Source organism: Jannaschia seohaensis (genome assembly GCF_900116765.1).
GTDB lineage: Bacteria > Pseudomonadota > Alphaproteobacteria > Rhodobacterales > Rhodobacteraceae > Jannaschia > Jannaschia seohaensis.
In genome coordinates this window covers 343,864-365,297 of the sequence record NZ_UETC01000003.1, presented here as the reverse complement: position 1 = coordinate 365,297, position 21,434 = coordinate 343,864, and the positions used below count along the sequence as shown (strand labels likewise).

17 protein-coding genes are annotated in these 21,434 nt (G+C 68.1%); 14 read left to right on the top strand and 3 right to left on the bottom strand.

What is annotated here, in order from left to right; genetic code table 11:
- The first annotated feature begins 35 nt into the window (after positions 1–35).
- From DTQ71_RS24600 to DTQ71_RS09625, 4 genes are all read left to right on the top strand, one after another.
- Entirely contained in the window at positions 36–164 is a 129-nt protein-coding gene (locus tag DTQ71_RS24600; RefSeq protein WP_281271233.1) for a hypothetical protein, read from the top strand.
- The gene (locus DTQ71_RS09635; RefSeq protein ID WP_109564083.1) at positions 154–1,683 is read left to right on the top strand and encodes a hypothetical protein; all 1,530 of its coding nucleotides are present in this window, start codon (positions 154–156) and stop codon (positions 1,681–1,683) included. Before DTQ71_RS24600 ends, DTQ71_RS09635 begins: the two co-directional genes overlap by 11 nt.
- Positions 1,680–2,603, top strand: a complete 924-nt coding sequence (locus tag DTQ71_RS09630; protein WP_109564082.1) for a site-specific tyrosine recombinase XerD — start codon at positions 1,680–1,682, stop codon at positions 2,601–2,603. The genes DTQ71_RS09635 and DTQ71_RS09630 overlap by 4 nt, the downstream gene beginning before the upstream one ends.
- 122 nt (positions 2,604–2,725) lie before the next feature.
- Positions 2,726–4,027, top strand: coding sequence for an HlyC/CorC family transporter (locus tag DTQ71_RS09625; RefSeq protein WP_407066399.1), 1,302 nt, complete (start codon positions 2,726–2,728; stop codon positions 4,025–4,027).
- A 72-nt stretch (positions 4,028–4,099) separates the two neighbouring features.
- Here the strand turns inward: DTQ71_RS09625 and DTQ71_RS09620 are convergent, their stop codons facing one another.
- Both DTQ71_RS09620 and DTQ71_RS09615 read right to left on the bottom strand, forming a co-directional pair.
- A complete protein-coding gene (locus tag DTQ71_RS09620) occupies positions 4,100–5,161 on the bottom strand; it encodes a DUF2235 domain-containing protein (RefSeq protein WP_170125384.1) in 1,062 nt (353 codons plus the stop codon).
- Complete coding sequence (locus DTQ71_RS09615; RefSeq protein ID WP_109564079.1) at positions 5,148–7,445, bottom strand: xanthine dehydrogenase family protein molybdopterin-binding subunit; 2,298 nt, start codon at positions 7,443–7,445, stop codon at positions 5,148–5,150. The genes DTQ71_RS09620 and DTQ71_RS09615 overlap by 14 nt, the downstream gene beginning before the upstream one ends.
- Positions 7,446–7,568: 123 nt before the next feature.
- Here DTQ71_RS09615 and DTQ71_RS09610 point away from each other — a divergent pair, with 123 nt between their 5' ends.
- Positions 7,569–10,679, top strand: coding sequence for a valine--tRNA ligase (locus DTQ71_RS09610; protein WP_109564078.1), 3,111 nt, complete (start codon positions 7,569–7,571; stop codon positions 10,677–10,679).
- Complete coding sequence (locus DTQ71_RS09605) at positions 10,676–11,662, top strand: hypothetical protein (RefSeq protein ID WP_109564077.1); 987 nt, start codon at positions 10,676–10,678, stop codon at positions 11,660–11,662. Before DTQ71_RS09610 ends, DTQ71_RS09605 begins: the two co-directional genes overlap by 4 nt.
- Here the strand turns inward: DTQ71_RS09605 and DTQ71_RS09600 are convergent.
- Positions 11,659–12,375 carry an ArsR/SmtB family transcription factor gene (locus DTQ71_RS09600; RefSeq protein WP_109564076.1) on the bottom strand — a complete coding sequence of 239 codons (717 nt, stop codon included), beginning with the start codon at positions 12,373–12,375 and terminating at the stop codon, positions 11,659–11,661. The genes DTQ71_RS09605 and DTQ71_RS09600 overlap by 4 nt on opposite strands.
- A 156-nt stretch (positions 12,376–12,531) precedes the next feature.
- On the opposite strand from DTQ71_RS09600, the gene DTQ71_RS09595 reads away from it, so the two are divergent.
- From DTQ71_RS09595 to DTQ71_RS09560, 8 genes are all read left to right on the top strand, one after another.
- Positions 12,532–13,167: an ATP-dependent Clp protease proteolytic subunit gene (locus DTQ71_RS09595; protein ID WP_109564075.1), complete on the top strand. Its 636-nt coding sequence runs from the start codon at positions 12,532–12,534 to the stop codon at positions 13,165–13,167.
- Between the two features lie 181 nt (positions 13,168–13,348).
- Positions 13,349–14,617, top strand: coding sequence for an ATP-dependent Clp protease ATP-binding subunit ClpX (gene clpX / locus DTQ71_RS09590; RefSeq protein ID WP_109564074.1), 1,269 nt, complete (start codon positions 13,349–13,351; stop codon positions 14,615–14,617).
- Positions 14,618–14,812: 195 nt separating this feature from the next.
- A complete protein-coding gene (locus tag DTQ71_RS09585; protein WP_109564073.1) occupies positions 14,813–15,793 on the top strand; it encodes a PAS domain-containing protein in 981 nt (326 codons plus the stop codon).
- Between the two features lie 48 nt (positions 15,794–15,841).
- Positions 15,842–17,089, top strand: a complete 1,248-nt coding sequence (locus DTQ71_RS09580) for an FAD-binding domain-containing protein (protein WP_109564072.1) — start codon at positions 15,842–15,844, stop codon at positions 17,087–17,089.
- 258 nt (positions 17,090–17,347) lie between these two features.
- Entirely contained in the window at positions 17,348–18,352 is a 1,005-nt protein-coding gene (locus tag DTQ71_RS24770) for an SPOR domain-containing protein (RefSeq protein WP_342768115.1), read from the top strand.
- Between the two features lie 44 nt (positions 18,353–18,396).
- The gene (locus DTQ71_RS09570) at positions 18,397–19,560 is read left to right on the top strand and encodes a D-alanyl-D-alanine carboxypeptidase family protein (protein ID WP_109564070.1); all 1,164 of its coding nucleotides are present in this window, start codon (positions 18,397–18,399) and stop codon (positions 19,558–19,560) included.
- Between the two features lie 210 nt (positions 19,561–19,770).
- Positions 19,771–20,367 carry a dTMP kinase gene (gene tmk / locus DTQ71_RS09565; protein WP_109564069.1) on the top strand — a complete coding sequence of 199 codons (597 nt, stop codon included), beginning with the start codon at positions 19,771–19,773 and terminating at the stop codon, positions 20,365–20,367.
- The gene (locus DTQ71_RS09560) at positions 20,364–21,422 is read left to right on the top strand and encodes a DNA polymerase III subunit delta' (protein ID WP_109564068.1); all 1,059 of its coding nucleotides are present in this window, start codon (positions 20,364–20,366) and stop codon (positions 21,420–21,422) included. The genes tmk and DTQ71_RS09560 overlap by 4 nt, the downstream gene beginning before the upstream one ends.
- Positions 21,423–21,434 lie beyond the last annotated feature (12 nt).

Below are 21,434 nucleotides of genomic sequence, written 5' to 3'. Positions count from 1 at the left end.
ACAGACTGTCACGGACCAAGACGCACGGACGGCCCATGTTTCGACTGATCAAATACCTCCTGATCCTGGCCGTGCTCGGAGCCATCGGCCTGTTCGGCTACTCCTATCTGTTGGAGCCCGAGGAAGCCCCTGTGACCGAGACCATCGAGATCGATGCGGGCTAGCCTCCTGCTCATCCTGATGGGGCTGCCGGCGGTGGCGCAGGAGCCGCCGCAATCGGTGATCCCATGGCTCAGCGACTCGATCGCGTCGCGGATTCCGCCTGACGGGCGGATCGTGGACGAGCGGACGGTGGAGCAGCTCCCCGACCCGACCATCGGCGAGCCTCCGGTCACCGCGCCCACCGAGACGACGATCACGACGCAGCCGCTGGGCACCACCCGCCGCGACGCCGTGGGGCTGATCAGCCCCGCGCGCAGCGGCCTGCCGGCCGATGCCGTCGCCGGCAGCGATCCGGCGCGGCTGGCCGATCTGCTAGCGCGCCAGCCGGCGGACGCCCTTCCGGCGATGCAGGATCTGCTGCTCACGCTGCTCCTGGCCGAGCTGAACCCGCCCCGCGCCGCCGCCGACCCCGATGCGCTGTTCTTCGCGCGCATCGACACGCTGCTCCGCTTCGGCGCGCTCGATCAGGCCCAGGCCCTGCTGGAGCGGGCGGGCGCGACTGACCGGCAGGCGTTCCGGCGCTGGTTCGATACCTCGCTGCTGACCGGCTTCGACGCCCGAGCCTGCGATGCGATGACGGCGAACCCCTCGGTGGCGCCGACCCTGCCCGCGCGCATCTTCTGCCTCTCGCGCACCGGAGACTGGCCCGCCGCCGCGCTGACACTGGAGACCGGCCGCGCCCTGGGCCGCATCACCCCGGCCGAGGACGAGCTGTTGGCGCATTTCCTCGACCCGGACCTCTTCGAAGGCCTGCCGCCGCCGATCCCGCCGCGCCCGATGACGCCGCTGGCGTTCCGCCTGCTCGATGGGATCGGCGAGACGCCGGATACCCGCGCCCTGCCCCTGGCCTTCGCGGTGGCCGATCTGCGCCCGACCTCCGGCTGGAAAGCCCAGATCGAGGCGGCGGAGCGTCTGGCCCGCATCCAAGCGCTCGCCCCCAATCGGCTGCTCTCGCTCTATACGGAGCGGCGGCCCGCCGCGTCCGGCGGGGTGTGGGACCGGGCGGCCGCGATCCAGGCCCTCGATGCAGCCCTGCTGGCGGGGCGGCCCGACGCGGTCGCCGACGCGCTGCCTGAAGCCATTGCCCGCATGGAGGAAAGCGGCCTTCTGGTGCCCTTTGCCGAGCTCTATGCCGACCCGCTCGCCCGGATGCGCTTGCCGCCCCATGCGCAGGCCCATGCCGCGCGGATCGGCCTGCTCTCCGATGATTATGAGAGCACGGGAGAGACCCATCCCGGCAGCTTCGCCGCCGCCATCGCCCGGGGCGCGCCCGATCTGGTCCCGCCCCGGACGGGTCTTGAGCAGGCCATCCGCGACGGCTTCACCAACCCGCCGCCGGATCGTCTGTTGCGGCTCGCGGCCGATGACCGGCTGGGCGAGGCCCTGCTCGAAGCGGGGCTTTTGCTGGCCGACGGCGCGCGCTCCGACCCGCAGGGCATCGCCGACGCCCTGGCCCTGCTCCGGGCCGCCGGCCTGGAGGAAACGGCCCGCCGCACCGCCCTGCAACTGCTGCTGACATGACCGCCTGGATCGACCGCTTCCTGGAGGCGCAGGCCGCCGAGCGCGGCGCCGCGCTCAACTCTCTTCTCGCCTATCGCCGCGACCTGGAGGACTATGCAGCCCATCTCGCGGCCCGTGCCCTGTCGCCCGAGACGGCCCGCCGCGCCGATATCGAAGCCTATCTCGTGTCCTGCGAGGCCCAGGGCCTCGCCGCCTCCACCCGCGCGCGCCGCCTCGCCGCGATCCGGGGGTTCTACCGCTTCGCCCACGAAGAGGGCCTGCGCGCGGACGATCCGGCGATCCGCATCAGCGGCCCGTCCAAGCGGAAATCCCTGCCCAAGACGATCAGCCCCGAAGCGGTCGACGCCCTGCTCGCCGCCGCCGAAACCATGGGCGCCACCGAAGCCGAGCGCCTGCGCGACACCTGCCTGATGCAGCTGCTCTATGCCACGGGCATGCGCGTGACCGAACTCGTCTCCCTGCCGGTCGCGTCGGCGCGGGGCGATCCCCGGATGCTGCTGGTGCGCGGCAAGGGCGGCAGGGAACGGCTCGTGCCCCTCTCGCCCCCGGCCCGCGCCGCCCTGACCGCCTGGCTCGCCCATCGCGACGCCGACGAGGCGAAGAAGCGCGCGGAGCGCGGCACCCCCGCCTCCCCGGCGCTCTTTCCGTCCCGGGGCAAAGCGGGGCATCTGACGCGGATCTGGTTTCACACGCGAATCAAGACGCTGGCGGCCCATGCCGGCCTCGACCCCGGGGCCATCTCGCCGCATGTCCTGCGCCACGCCTTCGCCACGCATCTTCTGTCGGGCGGGGCGGATCTGCGGGCGATCCAGGCGATGCTCGGCCATGCCGACATCTCGACCACCGAGATCTACACCCACGTGCTGGAATCCCGCTTGCAGGAGCTGGTTCTGACCCACCATCCGCTCGCGAAACCCTAGCTTTCTCATCTTGCTCAAAATACCTCGGGGGGAGTCGCCCATGGCGACGGGGGGCAGAGCCCCCCTAACCCCGCTTGAACCGGGCGCGCCCGCTCCCCATAACGCGCTCCATGGAACCCGCCATGCAAACGATGACAAGCGGGGCGATCTGGGGGACGGCCGCAGCCATCCTCTTCCTGCTCGCCCTCTCCGCCTTTTTCTCCGGCTCGGAGACGGCGCTCACGGCCGCGTCGCGCGGCAAGCTCCGCTCCCAGGCGGACAAGGGAAATCTGGGGGCCAGACGGGCCCTCGCCGTGACCGATGATAGCGAGCGCCTGATCGGCTCCGTCCTGCTAGGCAACAACATCGTCAACATCCTCGCGGCCTCGCTGGCCACCGCGCTCTTCACCGCGCTCTTCGGCGAGGGTGGCGTGGCCATCGCGACGCTGGTGATGACCGCGCTCGTGCTGATCTTCGCAGAGGTCATGCCCAAGACCTACGCGATCTCGAACCCCGAAGCGGCCGCTTCCCGCGTGGCGCCCGTGATCGCGCTGGTGGTGCGCGCCTTCGCGCCCATCGTCTCGGTCGTGCGGGCGCTGGTTCGGGCGGTGCTGCGCGTCTTCGGCGTCGATATCGACGCGGATGCGGCGATCATGTCGGCCCGCGACGAGATCGTGGGCGTCATCACCCAGGGCCACACCGAGGGCGGCGTCCAGAAGGAGGACCGCGACCGCCTGCTGGGCGCGCTCGATTTGGGCGACCGCTTCGTAGAAGAGATCATGCTCCACCGCTCCGGCATCGAGATGGTCGATGTGGACGCGGCTCCTGCCGAGATCCTCGACCAGTGCCTCGCCTCGCGCCACACCCGCCTTCCGGTCTATGAGGGCGAGCCCGAGAACATCATCGGCCTGATCCATTCCAAGGACATGCTGCGCACCATCGACCGCCTCGTGCGCGGCGAAGGCGGCGGGGTCGAGGCCATCGCCAAGTTCGACGTGCGCGAGGCGATGATGGAGCCCTATTTCGTCCCCGAGACGACGACGCTCGACGACCAGATGCGCGAATTCCTCAAGCGCCACACGCATTTCGCCCTTGTGGTGGACGAATACGGCGCCCTGCAGGGCCTGATCACGCTCGAAGACATCCTGGAGGAAATCGTCGGCGAGATCACCGACGAGTTCGACCAGCCCGACGATCCGATCCTGACGCCCGACGCCGATGGCAGCTATCTGATCGACGGCGCGATGACGATCCGCGACCTCAACCGCGCGACCGATTGGGGCCTGCCCGACGACGAGGCGAACACCGTCGCGGGCCTCGTCATCCACGAGGCGCAAGCGATCCCGACCAAGGGCCAGGTCTTCAGCTTCCACGGCTTCCGCTTCGAGGTCGCCGCGCGCGAGGCGCACCGCATCACCCAGCTGCGCATCCGGCCGCTGGGCTGAAGCGCGGTGCTCCGGTCGAGCGGTACACGCGTTTCGCCTTTCGCTGCTAACGCAGGGTAAAGGCGAAACGCTTTAGCGGACGGCCTCGGCGGACCAGAGCGGCACCGCCCCGTCCGCCCAGTCGCCCTCTGCGCTCGGGTGGAGCGCCTCGCTCGGATCCAGCCCGACCTCCCGCCGCTCCCGCCACAGAAAGAAGATCCCAAAGCCCCGCCAGGATCCGACCGGCCGGGCGGTCTCGTCGGCAGGGAAGCGCGCCCGCCAGTCCCCCGGCAATTCCAGCCCGACCGCCTGCAGGCGCTCCAGCATCCAGACAGCCGAGACATTGGCCTGCGGCCGCGCCCAGAGATAGCCCGACAGATGCCCGCCCACATCGCCGTGGCCGCCCTTGAACCAGACCTGCTCGACGCGGTTGGGGTCGCCCGGCCGCGTCTCCCACCGGTCGGGCGCATAGGCGCGGCGGGTCTCGTGCAACGCCAGCGCCTGAAATCCGTTCTCCGTCGTCGGCCCCAGGCGATGGGAGTGAAAGGCATGCACCTCTGGCAGCAGACGCCAGATCACCGGCCACTTCACCCCGACCGCGCTCACGGTGTCGTAAACCCCGACCGCCGTGATGGAGACCTTGGCGTGGCAGAGTTCTTCCTGAAACGCCCGCGCCGCAGGGCCGTCCGCATCGTCGCAATAATACGACCAAGCCTCCCGCGTGCGGTCATGGGTCAGGGTCGCGTCGCGCAACAGACCCACCTTATCGATCATCCCCGCCAGCGCCCGCACCGCATAGGCCCCGCGCGAATAGCCGACCAGGAACACCTTGTCCCCCGGCCGGTAGCGATGCGCGAGGAACATGTAGGCGCGGCGGATCTGCTTGTTGATGCCATAGCCGGAGATCAGACCGGGCAAGCCGCGTAGCCCCTCCCATTCCATCCCCGGCTCGTAATAGAGGCAATCATGCCCGTCATCGCGGAGCAGCTTGAAGGTCAGGCCGACGCTGGTCTCCTGCCCCTCCTCCAGCGACGAGAGCGTCCCGTCCAGCAGCACCACATGGGCCTGCGGCGCCTCGACCGGAAGTTCCGCCGGCCCGTCGGCGCCGCCGAAGACGCGGCGCCAGAACTGGGTGAGGCGATTACTCTGCGGCAATCGCTGCGTCCGCCTCCTGCAAGTAGGCCCAGACGCGGGACGGCGTGAACGGCATGTCGACCTTGCGCAGGCCCAGCGGCCACATCGCATCGAGCGCCGCATTGGCCACGGCCGCCATCGCGCCCACGGTCCCGGCCTCGCCGCAGCCCTTCATGCCGAGCACGTTGGCCGTCGAGGGCACCGGCTCGGAGTAGAAGGCAATGAAGGGCAGGCCCTCGGCGCGCGGCATCCCATAATCCATGAAGGACGCGGTCAAGAGCTGTCCGTCCTCGTCATAGACGACCCGTTCGGACACGGCCTGGCCGATGCCCTGCACGACCCCGCCATGGACCTGGCCCTCGGCCAGCATCGGGTTCATTAGATTGCCGAAATCGTCCACCACCGTATATTTCACCACCTCCAGGTTCCCGGTGTCGCGGTCGATCTCCACCTCGCAGAGATGGCAACCATTCGGGTAGGACCGGCCCGGCAGCTTGGTCGTCTCGCGCGTCTTGAGCAGGTCTTCGCGCCCCGCCTCGCGGGCGGCGGCGGCGGCCTCCAGCACGGTCATGACCACGTTCGAGCCGGGCGAGCGGAACTGCCCTTCCTCGAACTCGACCTCATCCACATCCAGTGTCTCGGCGACGAAGGGGGTGAACTTCTCGACGACCTTCGCGGCGGTGGCCCGGTTCGCGGTGCCCTGCGTCGTGACCGAGCGCGATCCGCCGGTGCCGCCCCCCGTGGCGATCCGGTCGCTGTCGCCCTGAACCACGTCGATCATGTCCTCGGAGATGCCGAGATCGGTCGCCAGGAACTGCTTGTAGACCGTGTCATGGCCCTGCCCGTTGGACTGCGTGCCGACATAGAGCGAGACGCGGCCATCGGCGCCGAACTCGATCTCGGCGCTCTCCTCCGGGTTCCCGAGGATGGATTCGATATAATAGCAGACGCCCAAGCCCCGCAGCTTGCCCTGCGCCGCGCTCTCGGCGCGCCGCGCGTCAAAGCCCGCGACATCGCCCTCCTTCATGGCGCGGGTCAGCACCTTGTGGAAATCGCCCACGTCGTAGGTCTCGCCGGTGGCCGAGACATAGGGGAACTTGTCCTCCGGGATGAAGGACTTGCGGCGCAGCTCGAACGGATCGACCCCAAGCTCTTTCGCGGCGTAGTCCATCGCCCGCTCCAGCACGAAGATCGCCTCGGGCCGCCCGGCCCCGCGATAGGCATCGACCTGGGTGGTGTTGGTGAAGACGCCGGTCGAGGTCATGCAGGCATCCTGCACGTCATAGACCCCCATCATCACCTTGGAGAACAGGTCCGACTGGATGTTCTGGGCAAAGCCGGAATTGTAGGCGCCCATATTGGCGACGTTGGTGGTGCGGTAGGCGATCAGCTTGTAATCGGCGTCGAAGCCCATCTCGGCGGTCTGCGTCAGGTCGCGGCCGGCATTGTCCGAGAGCATCGATTCGGTGCGGTCGCCCATCCAGCGCACGGGCTGGCCGAGGTCGCGGCAGGCATGAGCCACCAGGAAGGTCTCGGGATAGGCCATCGCCTTCATCCCGAACCCGCCGCCCACATCCGGGTTCGTCACGCGGATCGCCTCTTTCGGCATCCCCAGCACGCGGGCCAGATCGCCCTTCATGCCCCAGACGCCCTGCCCGTTCACGCAGACATGCAGACGCCCGTCCTCGATCCCCTCGGCGAAGCAACCCCGCGGCTCCAGCGAGGCGACCATGATGCGGTTGTCCTCGACCTCAAGGGTGACGCGATGCGCGGCCCCGGCCAGCGCCGCCTCGACCTTGGCCTCGTCGCCCATCTTCCAGACATAGGCCACGTTGTCGGGCGCCTCGTCATAGAGCGCGGGCCCGCCGGGGGCCACGTCCACCTTCACCGGCAGCTCATCGATATCGACCATGATCGCCTCGGCCGCGTCGCGCGCCTGCGCCAGGGTCTCGGCGATCACCATCGCGATGCCTTCGCCGACGAAGCGCACCCGCCCCTTGGCCAGCAAGGGCCGCTCGGGCGTGACCCCACGCCGCCCATCCACCGGGCTCTTCGCCGGCGTGGTGCCCAGCGTCGCGTCGAGTCCGTCCAGCCGGTCGGCGGTCAGCACCATCTTCACGCCGGGCATCTCTTCGGCGTCAGAGACGTCCAACTCCTTGATCTCGCCATGCGCCACCGTCGAGCGCAGCATGTAAGCATGCAGCGCCCCCTCGGGCGCGAGATCGTCGACATAGGCCCCGCCGCCGGTCAGCAGGCGCGGGTCCTCGGTGCGGCGATTGGGCTGGCTCAGGCCAAACTTGTCCATGGGGGCTCTCCGAATTCGTCTCGCGCGGACGATAGCGGCGCCACGCGCGCTGTCCACCACCCTTCCCCTCGCCCGGGCACCGCGTTAAGCCCCAATCCGACACGGACCGGAGCCCCGAGACCCATGGAAAAGACCTTCGACGCCGCCGAAGCAGAGGCCCGCATTAGCCGCGCATGGATCGACGGCGGCTATTTCCGAGCGGGCGCGAACGCCTCGCGCCCCGAAACCTTCTCGATCGTGATTCCCCCGCCCAACGTCACCGGCTCGCTGCATATGGGCCACGCGTTCAACAACACCTTGCAGGACATCCTCGTCCGCTGGCACCGGATGCGCGGCTTCGACACGCTCTGGCAGCCGGGCACCGACCATGCCGGCATCGCCACCCAGATGGTGACCGAGCGCGACATGGCCGCCAACGGAGAGCCCACCCGCCAGGAGATGGGCCGCGCGGCCTTCCTCGACCGCGTCTGGCAGCAGAAGGCCAAGTCCCGCGGCACCATTATCGGCCAGCTTCAGCGCCTCGGCGCCTCCTGCGACTGGGAGCGCGAGGCCTTCACCATGGGCGGCGCCCCCGGCGATCCGGACCCGACGGAGCAGAACTTCCACGACGCCGTCATCAAGGTCTTCGTGGAGATGTACGAACAAGGCCTGATCTATCGCGGCAAGCGCCTCGTGAACTGGGATCCGAAATTCGAGACGGCGATCTCCGACCTGGAGGTCGAGAACATCGAGACCCCCGGTTTCATGTGGCATTTCAAGTACCCGCTCGCCGGTGGAGCGACCTACGAGTATGTCGAGCGCGACGAGGACGGCAACGAACTCTTCCGCGAGACCCGCGACTACATTTCCATCGCGACCACCCGGCCCGAGACGATGCTGGGCGACGGCGCCGTCGCCGTGCACCCGGACGACGCGCGTTACGCGCCGATCGTCGGCCAGCTCTGCGAGATCCCCGTCGGGCCCAAGGAACACCGCCGCCTGATCCCGATCATCGCCGACGAATACCCCGACCCGAATTTCGGCTCCGGCGCGGTCAAGATAACCGGCGCCCATGACTTCAACGACTACGAGGTCGCCAAGCGCGGGAACATCCCCCTCTACCGCCTGATGGACAGCCAGGCCGCGATGCGCGCCGACGGCGCGCCCTATGCCGAAGCGGCCGCCATCGCGATGCAGGTCGCCAAGGGCGAGCGTACGCTCACCGAGGCCGACGCCGATGCCGTCAACCTCGTCCCCGACCACCTGCGCGGCCTGGACCGCTTCGAGGCCCGCAAGAAGGTCGTCGAGGAGATCACCGAAGAGGGCCTCGCCGTCATGGTCCCGGCGACCGACCCCCGTCTGGGCAAGGTGGCAAAACCCACCGCCCCGGAGGAAGGCGGCGAACCCCGCACCGAGCCCGAGGCTCTCGTCCCGCTGGTCGAGCCCAAGCCGATCATGCAGCCCCATGGCGACCGCTCGAAGGTCGCCATCGAACCGATGCTGACCGACCAGTGGTTCGTCGACACCGACAAGATCGTCGGCGAGGCGATCTCGGCGGTCGAGGACGGCATCGTCCGCATCCTCCCGGAGGCGGACAAGAAGGTCTATTTCCACTGGCTCCGCAACATCGAGCCGTGGTGCATCTCCCGGCAACTCTGGTGGGGCCACCGGATTCCGGTCTGGTACACGCTGGATCCCGACGGCGATGCCGACTGGCTGCCCGTCTGCGCCCCCAACGAGGCCGAGGCGCTGCGCCATCTGCGCCTCATCCACGGCGAGGACGCCGATATCCGCTTCGTCGACACCGAGGCCGAGGCGCTCGACATCATCGGTGACGATCTTGCGGGGCTCGACACGCGCACCGAGGGCATGATCCGTCAGGCGCAGGGCCCGCAGACGATCCCGGCCTTCCGCGACCCCGACGTTCTCGACACATGGTTCTCTTCCGGACTCTGGCCGCTCGGCACGTTGGGCTGGCCGGACGATACGGAAGAGCTGCGCAAATACTTCCCGACCTCCGTCCTGATTACCGGCTTCGACATCCTCTTCTTCTGGGTCGCCCGGATGATGATGATGCAGACCTCCGTGTTGCCCAAGGACCTCCCCCTTGAAGCACGTATTCCTTTCAAAGACGTTTACGTGCACGCGCTCGTCCGGGACGAGAAGGGCAAGAAGATGTCGAAATCGCTCGGCAACGTGCTCGATCCGCTCGACCTCATCGACGAGTATGGCGCCGACGCCGTCCGCTTCACCCTCGCCGCCATGGCCGCCATGGGCCGCGACCTGAAGCTATCGGCGGACCGCATCAAGGGCTACCGCAATTTCGGCACCAAGCTCTGGAACGCGGTCCGCTTCGCCGAGATGAATGGCGTGCTCGACGTCATGACCGATGTCACGACCGAGATCACGACGCCGGATTCCCTCACCCAGACGGTCAATCGCTGGATCGTCGGAGAGACCGCCCGCACCCGGGAAGAGGTCGACGCCGCCCTCGACGCCTATCGCTTCGACGAGGCCGCGCACGCGCTCTACCGGTTCGTCTGGAACGTCGTCTGCGACTGGTATGTCGAGTTCTCCAAGCCTCTCCTCCAGTGCGAAGACCTTGATGCAAAAGCGGAAACGCAGCGCACCATGGCCTGGGTTCTGGAGCGGTGCATGACCATGCTGCATCCGTTCATGCCCTTCATCACCGAGGAACTCTGGCGCGTCACCAGCCATGACGGGATGCTCGTCCACGGCCACTGGCCCGAGACCCTCACCTCCGAAGCCGTTGATCCCGCTGCGGAAACCGAAATCCGCTGGGTCATCGCCTTCATCGAGGCCGTCCGCTCCGCCCGCGCTCAGATGAACGTGCCGGCCTCGGCGCGCATTCCCGTCATCGCGGTCGAATGGTCAAAAGACGCGGCGCAAGCATTTGAAAACAATGCGCCGCTGATTCAGGCGATGGCCCGGATCGAAGGTCTCACCGAAGGCGACGCCCCCAAGGGATCGCTCGCCGTGACTGTGGGCACCGACCGGTTCGCCCTGCCCTTGGGCGACGTCATCGACGTGGCCGCCGAGATGGCGCGCCTGACCAAGTCGGCGGCCAAGTTGGACAAGGAAATCCAAGGGTTGCAAGGCCGCGTCAATAACCCGAACTTCGCCGCCTCAGCCCCGCCGGAGGTGGTCGAGGAAGCCCGCGCCAATCTCAGCGCGCGGCAAGGCGAGCGGGCCGCGCTTCAGACCGCGCTGGACAGCCTCGCCGAGTTGGATTGAGCTTCAACATCCTGATAATAGGCCAAAAGGGCCGCCTCCAGCACGAGGCGGCCCTTTTCGCAGCCACCCTCCGCCACGGCTCGCCGCGCTTCTCCGGGCGCCTCATCGTAGCCGAACCGACCGGCCCCCTCTGGCCCGAAGACCCGCGCATCCCGACCGGCCCCCAGCGGTCGCTGCTCGAAGAGCTGGGCGCGGAGTTCATTCCGTTTGAAAACAGACATTTCGGTGCCGCCTATCCGCATGGCAACAAGATCGAGGCGCTGGCCGCTCTCCCGGCCGGGCCGTTCCTCTTCTTCGATACGGACACGGTGATCACCGGGGAACTGGCCGAACTTGAGATCGATTTCGCCCGCCCCTCGGCCAGCATGAAGCGCGAGAACACCTGGCCGCGCGTGGATATTTATGGCCCTGATCTCAGAGAGATATGGCGCGACCTTCACATCCGTCGAGGCGGGCGCCTGGAGGACACGGAAGATCGAGATTGGCCCGTCAACCATTGGCGTCGTTATCTCTACTTCAATGCGGGCTGGTTCTTCGGGGCCGATCCACGGGCGTTTCACGCCGCCTTCCTCGACGCCGCCCTGATGATCCGCGACGACCCTCCCCCAAGCGCCGTCGCGCAGGAGCTCGACCCCTGGCTCGATCAGGCCGCACTGCCTCTGGCGATCCACGAACTCGGCGGCGGGCGGCCGGGGAAAGGCGGCGGAGTCGCGACTGACGTTTTCGACGGAAGCCATTCGTTTCACTACAGATACATGCCGCTCCTCTACGCCACGGCACCGGACCACGTGATTGAGAGCCTCCAGAGCGCCACGGCCCCGAACCGGATCAAGAAAGTCCTGAAACGGCACGAGCCGTTCCTGCGATTTCTCTACCAGGGCAAGGGCGAGCGCGCGCGTGCGCTGTTCGACCGGGAGAACCTGCCCAAGCGGGAACAGGCCATCCGCAATCGGCTCCGCCGCGAAAACCTCTGGCAGCGCTAGAAGTTAGACAGGCTGGACGCCGCGGCGGCGGCGAAACGCTCGACCAGAACGTGGTCCCACATCTCGGCCAGATCGGCGGCGTCGGTGTCGTGGGTCAGCGTCACGCGGGTGCCACCCGGCTCCTCCGCGAAGCCGATCACGACGGTCGAGCCGTCGGGCGTGCCCAAGCGCCAATCCAGCACCAGCCGGGTTCCGTCCGCCTCTCGAACCTCGGCCCAGACCGCCTCGGTCCCGTCGAACAAGACCTCGCGCCAGACACCGCCCGCCCGCGCGTCCAGCACTACGGCTTGCGGCAAGGCCCCTTCCGTCCGCCCCGAAACCGAGACGGTCGCGACCGGCCACCACAGCGCGAGATCCTCGCAGAACAGGTGCCATGCCTCGTCCGGACTGAGCCGCAAGGACACAGCCCGCGTCAGCCCCGCGCCCGCCTCGGACGAGGCGAAGGGCGCCGCGAGTTCTGTCAGGCCGCCCAGCCAATCGACCAGCGGCAAGGCGCCGCCGGGAGCGAGAGAATAGAGGTTCCGACGGCCGGATGGCGTCATCGTCACCAGGCCCGCCGCCGCCATGTGCTTGAGATGTTGCGACACCGCCGGACGCGAGACCGGCAACCGTTCTGCGATGGCGCCAACAGCGGTCGGCCCCTCCCGCAAGCGGTCGAGGATCGCCCGTCGCGTCGGATCGGCCAGAGCCACGAGGATGGGTTCGTGTCGCATCGTTAACGGAGTAATCCTCCCCGATCTGACCGGTCAACACCGACTGACGCGACAGGGCCGCATCGGCGATTGCTTGAAGCCCCCCGGCCACGGCCATAGGTTCGCGGTGGAACGCCCACCGCGACAGGCGCGGATCGGGTGAAGAGGGCAGACCCTATGCGAGATCCAGTCGAACACTTCCAGAACAACCTCGTCCCCATGGTGGTCGAGCAAACGTCGCGCGGCGAGCGCGCCTATGACATCTTCAGCCGCCTCCTGAAGGAGCGGATCGTCTTCGTGAACGGCCCGGTCCATGGTGGCATGAGCCAGCTTGTCGTGGCGCAGCTGCTGCACCTCGAAGCCGAGAACCCGAGCAAGGAAATCTCGATGTATATCAACTCGCCCGGCGGCGAGGTGACGGCGGGCATGAGTATCTACGACACGATGCAGTACATCCGGCCGGCCGTCTCGACGCTGGTCTGCGGGATGGCGGCGTCGATGGGCTCGGTGATTTCGGTGGGCGGCGAGAAGGGCATGCGCTTTGCGTTGCCCAATTCCGAGATCATGATCCACCAGCCCTCGGGCGGCGCGCGCGGCATGGCCGACGACATCCTGATCTCGGCCCGCCACATCGAACAGACGCGCGAGCGACTCTACCAACTCTACGTCAAGCATACGGGCCAGGACTACGAGACGGTTCAGAAGGCGCTGGATCGCGACAAGTGGATGACGCCGCAGGAAGCCAAGGATTGGGGCCATATCGACGAGATCGTGACCTCGCGCGACGACGCCTCTGCCGCATCGAGCGACTAAGGGCCGCAGGCCTCGCGGGCAGCATCCCGCGGGGCCCCTTCCAATGAGCCATTTTTTTGGCATTGTGGCCCCAGGACGAGGGCCCTAGGGTGCTCCAAACCGAAGGAGTCTAGCGGCCCGGATGTTCGATGCCCCGGGCCGGCGGCCCTAGGCAAGGGCCCGCGAACCAGGAGGCAAGAGCATGGCCAACAATGCGTCCGGGGACGGCAAAAACACCCTCTATTGCAGCTTTTGTGGCAAGTCCCAGCACGAGGTGCGCAAGCTGATCGCGGGGCCAACCGTGTTCATTTGCGACGAATGCGTCGAGCTGTGCATGGACATCATCCGCGAGGAGACGAAAGCCGCCGGTCTCAAGACCGCGGACGGCACGCCGACCCCGCGCGAGATCTGCAAGGTTCTCGATGATTACGTGATCGGGCAAGAGCATGCGAAACGCGTGCTCTCGGTGGCGGTGCACAACCATTACAAGCGGCTCGACCACGCGTCCAAATCCGACATCGAGCTCGCCAAGTCCAACATCATGCTGATCGGTCCCACGGGCTGCGGCAAGACGCTGCTGGCGCAGACGCTGGCGCGGATATTGGACGTGCCCTTCACCATGGCCGACGCCACGACGCTGACCGAGGCGGGCTATGTCGGCGAGGATGTCGAAAACATCATCCTCAAGCTGCTCCAGGCCAGCGAATACAACGTGGAGCGGGCACAGCGCGGCATCGTCTATATCGACGAGGTCGACAAGATCACCCGCAAGTCCGACAACCCGTCGATCACGCGGGACGTCTCGGGCGAAGGCGTGCAGCAGGCGCTGCTGAAGATCATGGAAGGCACCGTCGCCTCCGTGCCGCCCCAGGGCGGGCGCAAGCATCCCCAGCAGGAGTTCCTGCAGGTCGACACGACCAACATCCTCTTCGTCTGCGGCGGCGCCTTTGCCGGGCTCGACAAGATCATCGCGCAGCGGGGCAAGGGCTCGGCCATGGGCTTCGGCGCCGAGGTCAAAGCGCCCGAGGACAAGACCGTCGGCGAGGCCCTGAAGGAACTGGAGCCGGAAGACCTGCTGAAATTCGGCCTAATCCCGGAATTCGTCGGTCGACTGCCGGTGATCGCGACCCTGACCGACCTGGACGAGGACGCGCTGGTCACCATCCTGACCCAGCCCAAGAACGCGCTGGTCAAGCAGTATCAGCGGCTGTTCGAGCTGGAAGGCGTGAAGCTGACCTTCACCCAGGACGCGCTCCAAGCCGTCGCCAAGCGCGCGATCGAGCGCAAGACCGGCGCCCGGGGCCTGCGCTCCATCATGGAGGACATCCTGCTCGACACCATGTTCGAGCTGCCCGGGATGGACACGGTCGACGAGGTCGTCGTCAACGAGGAGGCTGTCCGCCGCGAGGTCAAGCCGCTGCTCATCTACTCGGAGGAGAAGTCCGAGAAGGAGCCGGCATCCGCCGGGTGACCCACCGAAGCACGCAAGCAAGATCGGCCCGCCTCGGCGGGCCTTTTGCATTTGATCGGATGAAGCGCCAACGCGGCACCCTGCGCCCCATTCATGCCACAATTGGACCGCATTCGAGGCATGATTGTCTTGGTTAACCGGCGCGCCCTGGATTAGCGCTCAATGAGAGAGGAGTTTTTTCCAGGGAATTGAGAGATGGGTCATCGCCTCCACGACGATCTGCGGCATCTCACGCAGCAACTCTACCATGCCAGCGATTCCATTCAGCTGGTGGATCCCGACGGGCGGATCCTTTGGCTTAACCAGCAAAGCGTAGATCAACTCGGCCTACCGTTTGATGCGGCGGGTTCGATGCTTTCGGCGCATTGGCCCGATGACGAGAGCAGGATGATCCGCGACGCGCTCCAGAAGCGGCCGCGGGCCGCCACCCATTTCACGGCGCGGCGGCAGGCCGGGGACGGAAGCAGCGCATGGTGGGACGTCGCGGTCGTTCCGGTCAGCTTCCTGGATGGGAAGCGATGCCATTTCGTCGTGACATGCCACGACGTCACCCGGCGCGAGACCCGCAACAGCGCCCGCGACATCCTGCTGGAAGAGATGCGCCACCGCCAGGGCAACACCCTGGCGCTCGCCTCGACGCTCATGGCGCTGCATGCCAGGGGCCAGCCGGAACTGGATGTCTTCGTCGACGAGATGGGGAAACGGCTTGCGGCGATGGGTCGCGCCCAAGCCATCGTCGCGCGCCAGACGGCCAGCGACGATCGCGTGACGGAACTCTCCGGCCTACTCGAGACGCTGGTCCGCCCGCTGGTCGGTCCGGCCTGCGACCTCGTCATCGATGTGGAGCCGAACGTCACCTTGCCGGCGGACAAGATCGACGTCGTCGGGATGGTCCTGTCCGAGCTTGCGGTGAATTCCGCCAAGCATGGCGCATTCCTCCATGGCGGCCGGCTGGCGCTCAGCGTGTTTCGGACCGATGACGGGATCGAATTCGCCTGGCAGGAACGCAGCAACGAAGATGTCAGCGCGCACCATCGCAAAGGGGGGCTGGGGCAGACGCTGATGGATCGCTTTGCCTCGGTGAACGACGGCAATTTCGACGTGACCTGGCGGCCGCGGGGCCAAACGGCGCGACTGATCCTGAGAGACGTGGGTCTCGACGTTCCCGCTGCCTGAGCCCGGGATACCGGTGGACGGAAGGCGTCGCGGGACTACCTGCCGCCCATGGTTCAACTGGCTCTCTTTCCCGGCACCGACAACGGCACCCTGACCCCGTCCCGCGCGGCGGGCCTCGACCGGCTCCGGGCGTTCGTGCCCCGCGCCGGGCGGGACTATGCCGGCAAGCGAAACAGCGACCTGCCCGGGCATCCGCATGTGTCGCGGCTGTCCCCCTGGACGCGCCACCGCGCCGTCACCGAGGCGGAGATCGCCGCTGCCGTGCTGGAGCGTTTCGCCCCCTCGACCGCTGAGAAGTTCCTGCAGGAAGTGCTCTGGCGCACCTATTTCAAAGGCTGGCTGGAGCGGCGCCCCGGCGTCTGGGCCGACTACCGCCGTGGCCTTGACGCCGCCCGCAATCGGCTGGCCACCGAATCCGGCCTTCGACGTGCATGGGAGCAAGCCTGTCTCGGCGAGACCGGGATCGCCCCGTTTGACCATTGGGCGAGGGAGTTGGGCGAGACCGGCTATCTGCACAACCACGCGCGGATGTGGTTCGCGTCGATCTGGACCCATACGCTCGACCTGCCCTGGGAATTGGGCGCCGATTTCTTCCTGCGCCACCTGCTGGACGGCGACTCCGCCTCGAACACGCTGAGCTGGCGGTGGGTGGTCGGGCTGCACACGCAGGGCAAGACCTATCGCGCGCGCGCGTCCAACATCGCGAAGTTCACCGGTGGTCGATGGGACGCGGCCACGCTTGGGCACCAACTCGCCCGGGAGGATCAGGTTCATATCCCCGACGCGCCGCCGCATCCCGATCTGGGGCCCGTCCCCGAAGATGCCGACTGGGATCGAGGCAAGCGCACAGGGCTCCTGCTGCATGAGGACGACCTGCACCCCGACTATCTCTTTGCCCGGGGCCTCGCGCCCGATGCCGCAATCGTCCTGATCGCGCCCGAAGACCGCTCGCCCCTGGCGGTGTCCCCCAATGTCACCGCCTTCACCGAAGCGCTGGCGAAGGACGCGGCCACGCGGTTGCGCGATCGCTGCGGGGACATGCCCGTGGCGACCGCCCCCGAGGCGGTGGTCGCCTGGGCCGAGGCCGCCGGGCTGGAGCAGATCGTGACGCCCTACGCGCCCGTCGGCCCCGGACGCGACGCGCTCGACCGGGTGGCGGCAGCGCTGGACCTCCCGGTGATCCGGCCGCTGCGCGCCTGGGATCAGACGGCCTGGCCCTATGCCACGGCCGGATTCTTCAAGGTAAAGTCCAAGATGACCCGTATCCTGGAGGCCATCCCCCAGGACCTCGGCTGACGCGACGGCTTCACAGAAGCGCCCGCCTGCGTTACGTTCCCGCCATCGCAGGTCCGGTCAACGGGCCGCATCTTGGTAAAGCAGACATCGGGGCGCAGGACTGTGCGACAGGCAACCATCGGCGCGCGGGCGCCTTCTACTTCCATTCGTGTTGTTTCCACCGTGGCCACAATGGCGCTCTTGGCGGGCTGTCAGACCAGCGCCGTCGGCGACGGAGATGCAACCCGCCGCACTGCCGTGAGCTCCGGCAATGTTCAGATGGTCGAGCGAGATGTAGAGGCGCCGGAGGTGTTCCAGACCACGGACCTGGCGCTATGGGACGGCCGGCCCAGCCTGGGCGGCGTCTGGGTCGCCTCGCCCGATGTGCGCGAGCCCGAGCGCGTCATCATCCGCAACCAGGAAACCGGCGAATTCGTTGTGGGAGCGCTGTTCAAGCGGGAGCGTCTGGGCCCCGGGCCGCGGCTTCAGCTCAGCTCCGACGCGGCGGCCGCTTTGGGCGCGCTCGCGGGGGCACCTGTGATGCTCGAGGTGGTGGCATTGCGTCGGGAGGAAGCGCCCGAGCCCGCTCCGGTCTTCTCGGAGCCCGAGGCCGTGGCGGAAGCCGAGGCCGAGACCTCTGACGTGGAAACCGAAATCGCCGCCGCACCGCCTCCCGAGCCTGAGAACGCGGCAGCCGAGGGCGCGCCGATCGAGGCCGCCGAGGAGGAGCTGCCGCCCGGAACCGAGCGGGTCGATGTCGCTCTGATCGCGGCCCGCGCCATGGCCGCGCGGCGCGCCGCCGAGGAAGCCGCCCGTGCCGCCGAAGAGGCGGCCGCTGCCGAGGCCGCCGCGGCGGAGGAGGCCGCCGCCGAAGGCGCGGCCATCCCGGAGATTTCCGCGACCTCGCTTGATGCTCCCGACGTCGAAGCTGCCGCCTTGTCCGAGCAAGCCGTCATCGCGCCCACGCAACCGCGCTTCGGGCTGGCCGCCTTCTTCTCGCGGCGCGACGAGATCTCCACGCCCGAGCCGCTGCCGGCCGCCGCGACCGTGGCGGCGGGCGGTCCGACCGCGGTCTCCTTCGTACAGGTCGGTCTCTTCTCGCAGGAATCGAACGCCCGCGCCGCCACCAGACAATTGGCGGATGAGGGCATCATGAGTTCGATCGTGCCGAACGGCACCAGCTGGCGCGTCCTCATCGGCCCCACGCCCGAAGCCGACCGAGCGGCGATTCTCCGCAAGGCGCGCGAGTTGGGCTATGAGGACGCCTATCCCGTGACCGGCTGACGCCTTATATGACGCCGAACGCTCACAACCGGAGAAGCTGCCAGATGCTCCGTTCCGCGATCGCCGCCCTCCTGCTCAGCACTGCGTCTCTCGGGGCGCAGGAGTTTCAGACCCGTGCCGGCTCGGCCATCGTCATCGACCACAATACCGGCCAAGTCCTGATGTCGAAGAATGCCGACATCCCGCTGCCGCCGGCTTCGATGTCGAAGCTGATGACCCTGCTGATGACCTTCGAGGCGCTGAAGGACGGCCGGCTGTCGCTGGACACGGTCCTACCGGTCTCCGAACATGCGTCGAGCTTTGGCGGCTCGACCATGTTTCTCGATCCGCGGGACCGGGTCTCGGTCGAGGACTTGATCCGCGGCATCGTCGTGATGTCCGGCAATGACGCGACGGTCGTGCTGGCCGAAGCGCTCAGCCCCGACGGCACCGAAGAGGGCTTTGCCCGCATGGCGACGGAACGGGCCCGTGAGTTGGGCATGATGGACAGCGTGTTCCGCAACGCCTCGGGCTGGCCCGCGCCGGGGCATGTGATGTCGATGCGGGATCTGGCGACCCTGGCCGAGACCATCATCACCGAATACCCGGAATATTATGACTATTTCGACGAGACGGAATTCGCTTTCGACGGCCGTTCCTCGGCCAATCGCTTCAACCGGAACCCCCTGCTGCGGCTGGGAATCGGGGCGGATGGCCTGAAGACGGGCCACACCCAGGAAGCGGGATACGGCCTCGTCGGCTCGGCTGTGCAAGGCGACCGGCGGGTGACCTTCGTCGTCTCCGGCCTGGAGACCGAGGAAGCCCGCGCCGAAGAGAGCGAGCGCATCGTCAACTGGGCCTTCCGCCAATTCGCCGAAGAACGCCTGCTGGACGATCCCAGCGAGCCGGTCATGCAGGCCGAGGTCTTCATGGGCGAATCCGCGACCGTGCCCCTGGTGCCCGAGGACGGCGTGACCCTGCTGCTGCCGGTGACGGGGCGGGAGAAGGTCACGGGCGAGATCACCTATGACGGCCCGATCCGCGCGCCCGTGACCGCCGGAACCCGGCTGGCGACCCTGACGCTGAGCCATCCGGGCGTGCCGCCGGTCGAGATCCCCCTCGTCGCGGGCGCAGATGTGCCGCAGGCAGGCCCCTGGCGGCGCATCCAGATCACCGGGGCGGAGGTCGCGAGCATCCTGATCGGCGAGGCGATGGAGCGGTTCCAATAGGGCGGGCCGCCCGCGCGGGCTTTTCGATTTCACATCGGGGCGTCGCGCGGTAAGGCTTCGGTGCCCCGAGCCACGGTCGCGCGCGCCGAGATCGTCGGACCGGGGGCTCTGCCCCCGGACCCCCGGGATATTTGAACAGGGAAGAAGGAGGCGCGCGGGGCTCGATGGCGCGTTTCCTTCAAATTTGACAGGAATTCTCGGCCGCCCTCCATGTTCATCTCTTTCGAAGGCATCGACGGCTGCGGGAAGTCGACCCAAGCGCGGCTTCTGGCGCGGCACCTGGAAGCGCAGGGCCGGCCGGTCCTGCTCACGCGGGAGCCGGGCGGCTCGGAGGGGGCGGAGGCCGTTCGCGCCCTGCTTGTGGAAGGCGATCCCGGCCGTTGGTCGCCGGTCACCGAACTGCTTCTCTACATGGCAGCCCGCAGGGACAATCTCGAACGCCGAATCGCGCCGGCCCTGGCGCGGGGCGATTGGGTGGTCTCGGACCGGTGGACCGATAGCACCCGCGTCTATCAGGCGACGCGGGGCGGCGACCGGGTCATGGTCGATGCGCTCCAGGATCTGGTCATCGCGCGGGAGCCGGACCTGACCTTCGTCATCGACATGGAGCCGGAGCGTGCGCTGGCCCGTGGCCTTGCGCGGGGCCATGAGGAGGACCGGTTCGAGCAGCTCGGCCTGGACTTCCAGCACACGGTGCGGGCGGGCTATGCAGCGCTGGCCCGGGACTATCCCGACCGGATTCGGGTCGTCGACGGCGATGCCGATGCGGACACCGTCGCGGCGCGGGTCCGCGCCCTCCTGCCATGAGCGACCTGCCGCCCGAGCCGGACCGCCTGGGCGACGCGCCCCACCCGCGAGAGACGGCGCGGCTGTTCGGCCAGGACGCGGCGGAGGCGACCTTTCTGGACGCATGGAACTCGGCCCGGTTGCACCATGGCTGGCTGCTGACCGGGCCGCGCGGCGTGGGCAAGGCGACGCTGGCCTGGCGGATCGCGCGGTTTCTGCTGACCGATCCGCCTCTGCCCGCCCCCAGCCTCGATCCGCCGGCGGGGCACCCTGCCCTGCCGCGCATCGCGGCGCTGTCGGAGCCGGGGCTGATGCTGTTGCGCCGTCCCTGGGACGAGAAGGCCAAGCGGCTCAAACAAGATATCACCGTCGATGAGGTTCGGCGGCTGGGGGGCTTCTTCGGCCTCTCGGCGGGGGGCCGACGAGTCGTGCTGGTGGATGCCGCCGACGATCTGAACCCCTCGGCGGCCAACGCGATCCTGAAGCTCTTGGAGGAGCCGCCGAAGCGGGCGACCCTGCTGCTGGTTGCGCAAAAGCCTGCCGGCCTCTTGCCGACGATCCGCAGCCGGTGCCGGGTGCTGCGGCTCGGGCGGCTGGACGGTGCGTCGCTGGCCCAGGCCGTGGCGCAGGCGGGCGGAGACGAGTCGGGGCTCGCCCTGGCGGATGGCTCGGTCGGAGCGGCGCTGTCTCTGGGCGCGGGCGGGGCGGAGATCTATGCGCAGCTGGTCGCGCTTTTCGCGAGCCGTCAGATGGACCGGGGCGCGGCGCGGCGGATGGCCGATGCCTGCGCGGGGCGGCAGGGGTCCGACCGGCTGCAACAGACGCTCGACGCTATCGACCGGCTGATGCATCGCGCCGCGCGGGCCGGGTTGCTGGGCATGCCGGAGGGCGCCGATTCCACCGAGAGCCAAGCCTTGGCCCGCCTTTCGCCCCATGACGTGGCCGCCCGCGCCTGGGCGACGCTGGCGCAACAGATCGCGGACCGTGCGGCCCATGCCCGGGCCGTCAATGTGGATGCCGCCGCGATCGTCTGGGACGCGTTGGCCGCCATAGACGTCCAGGCGCGCAAGGTCTGAGCTTGCACCCGG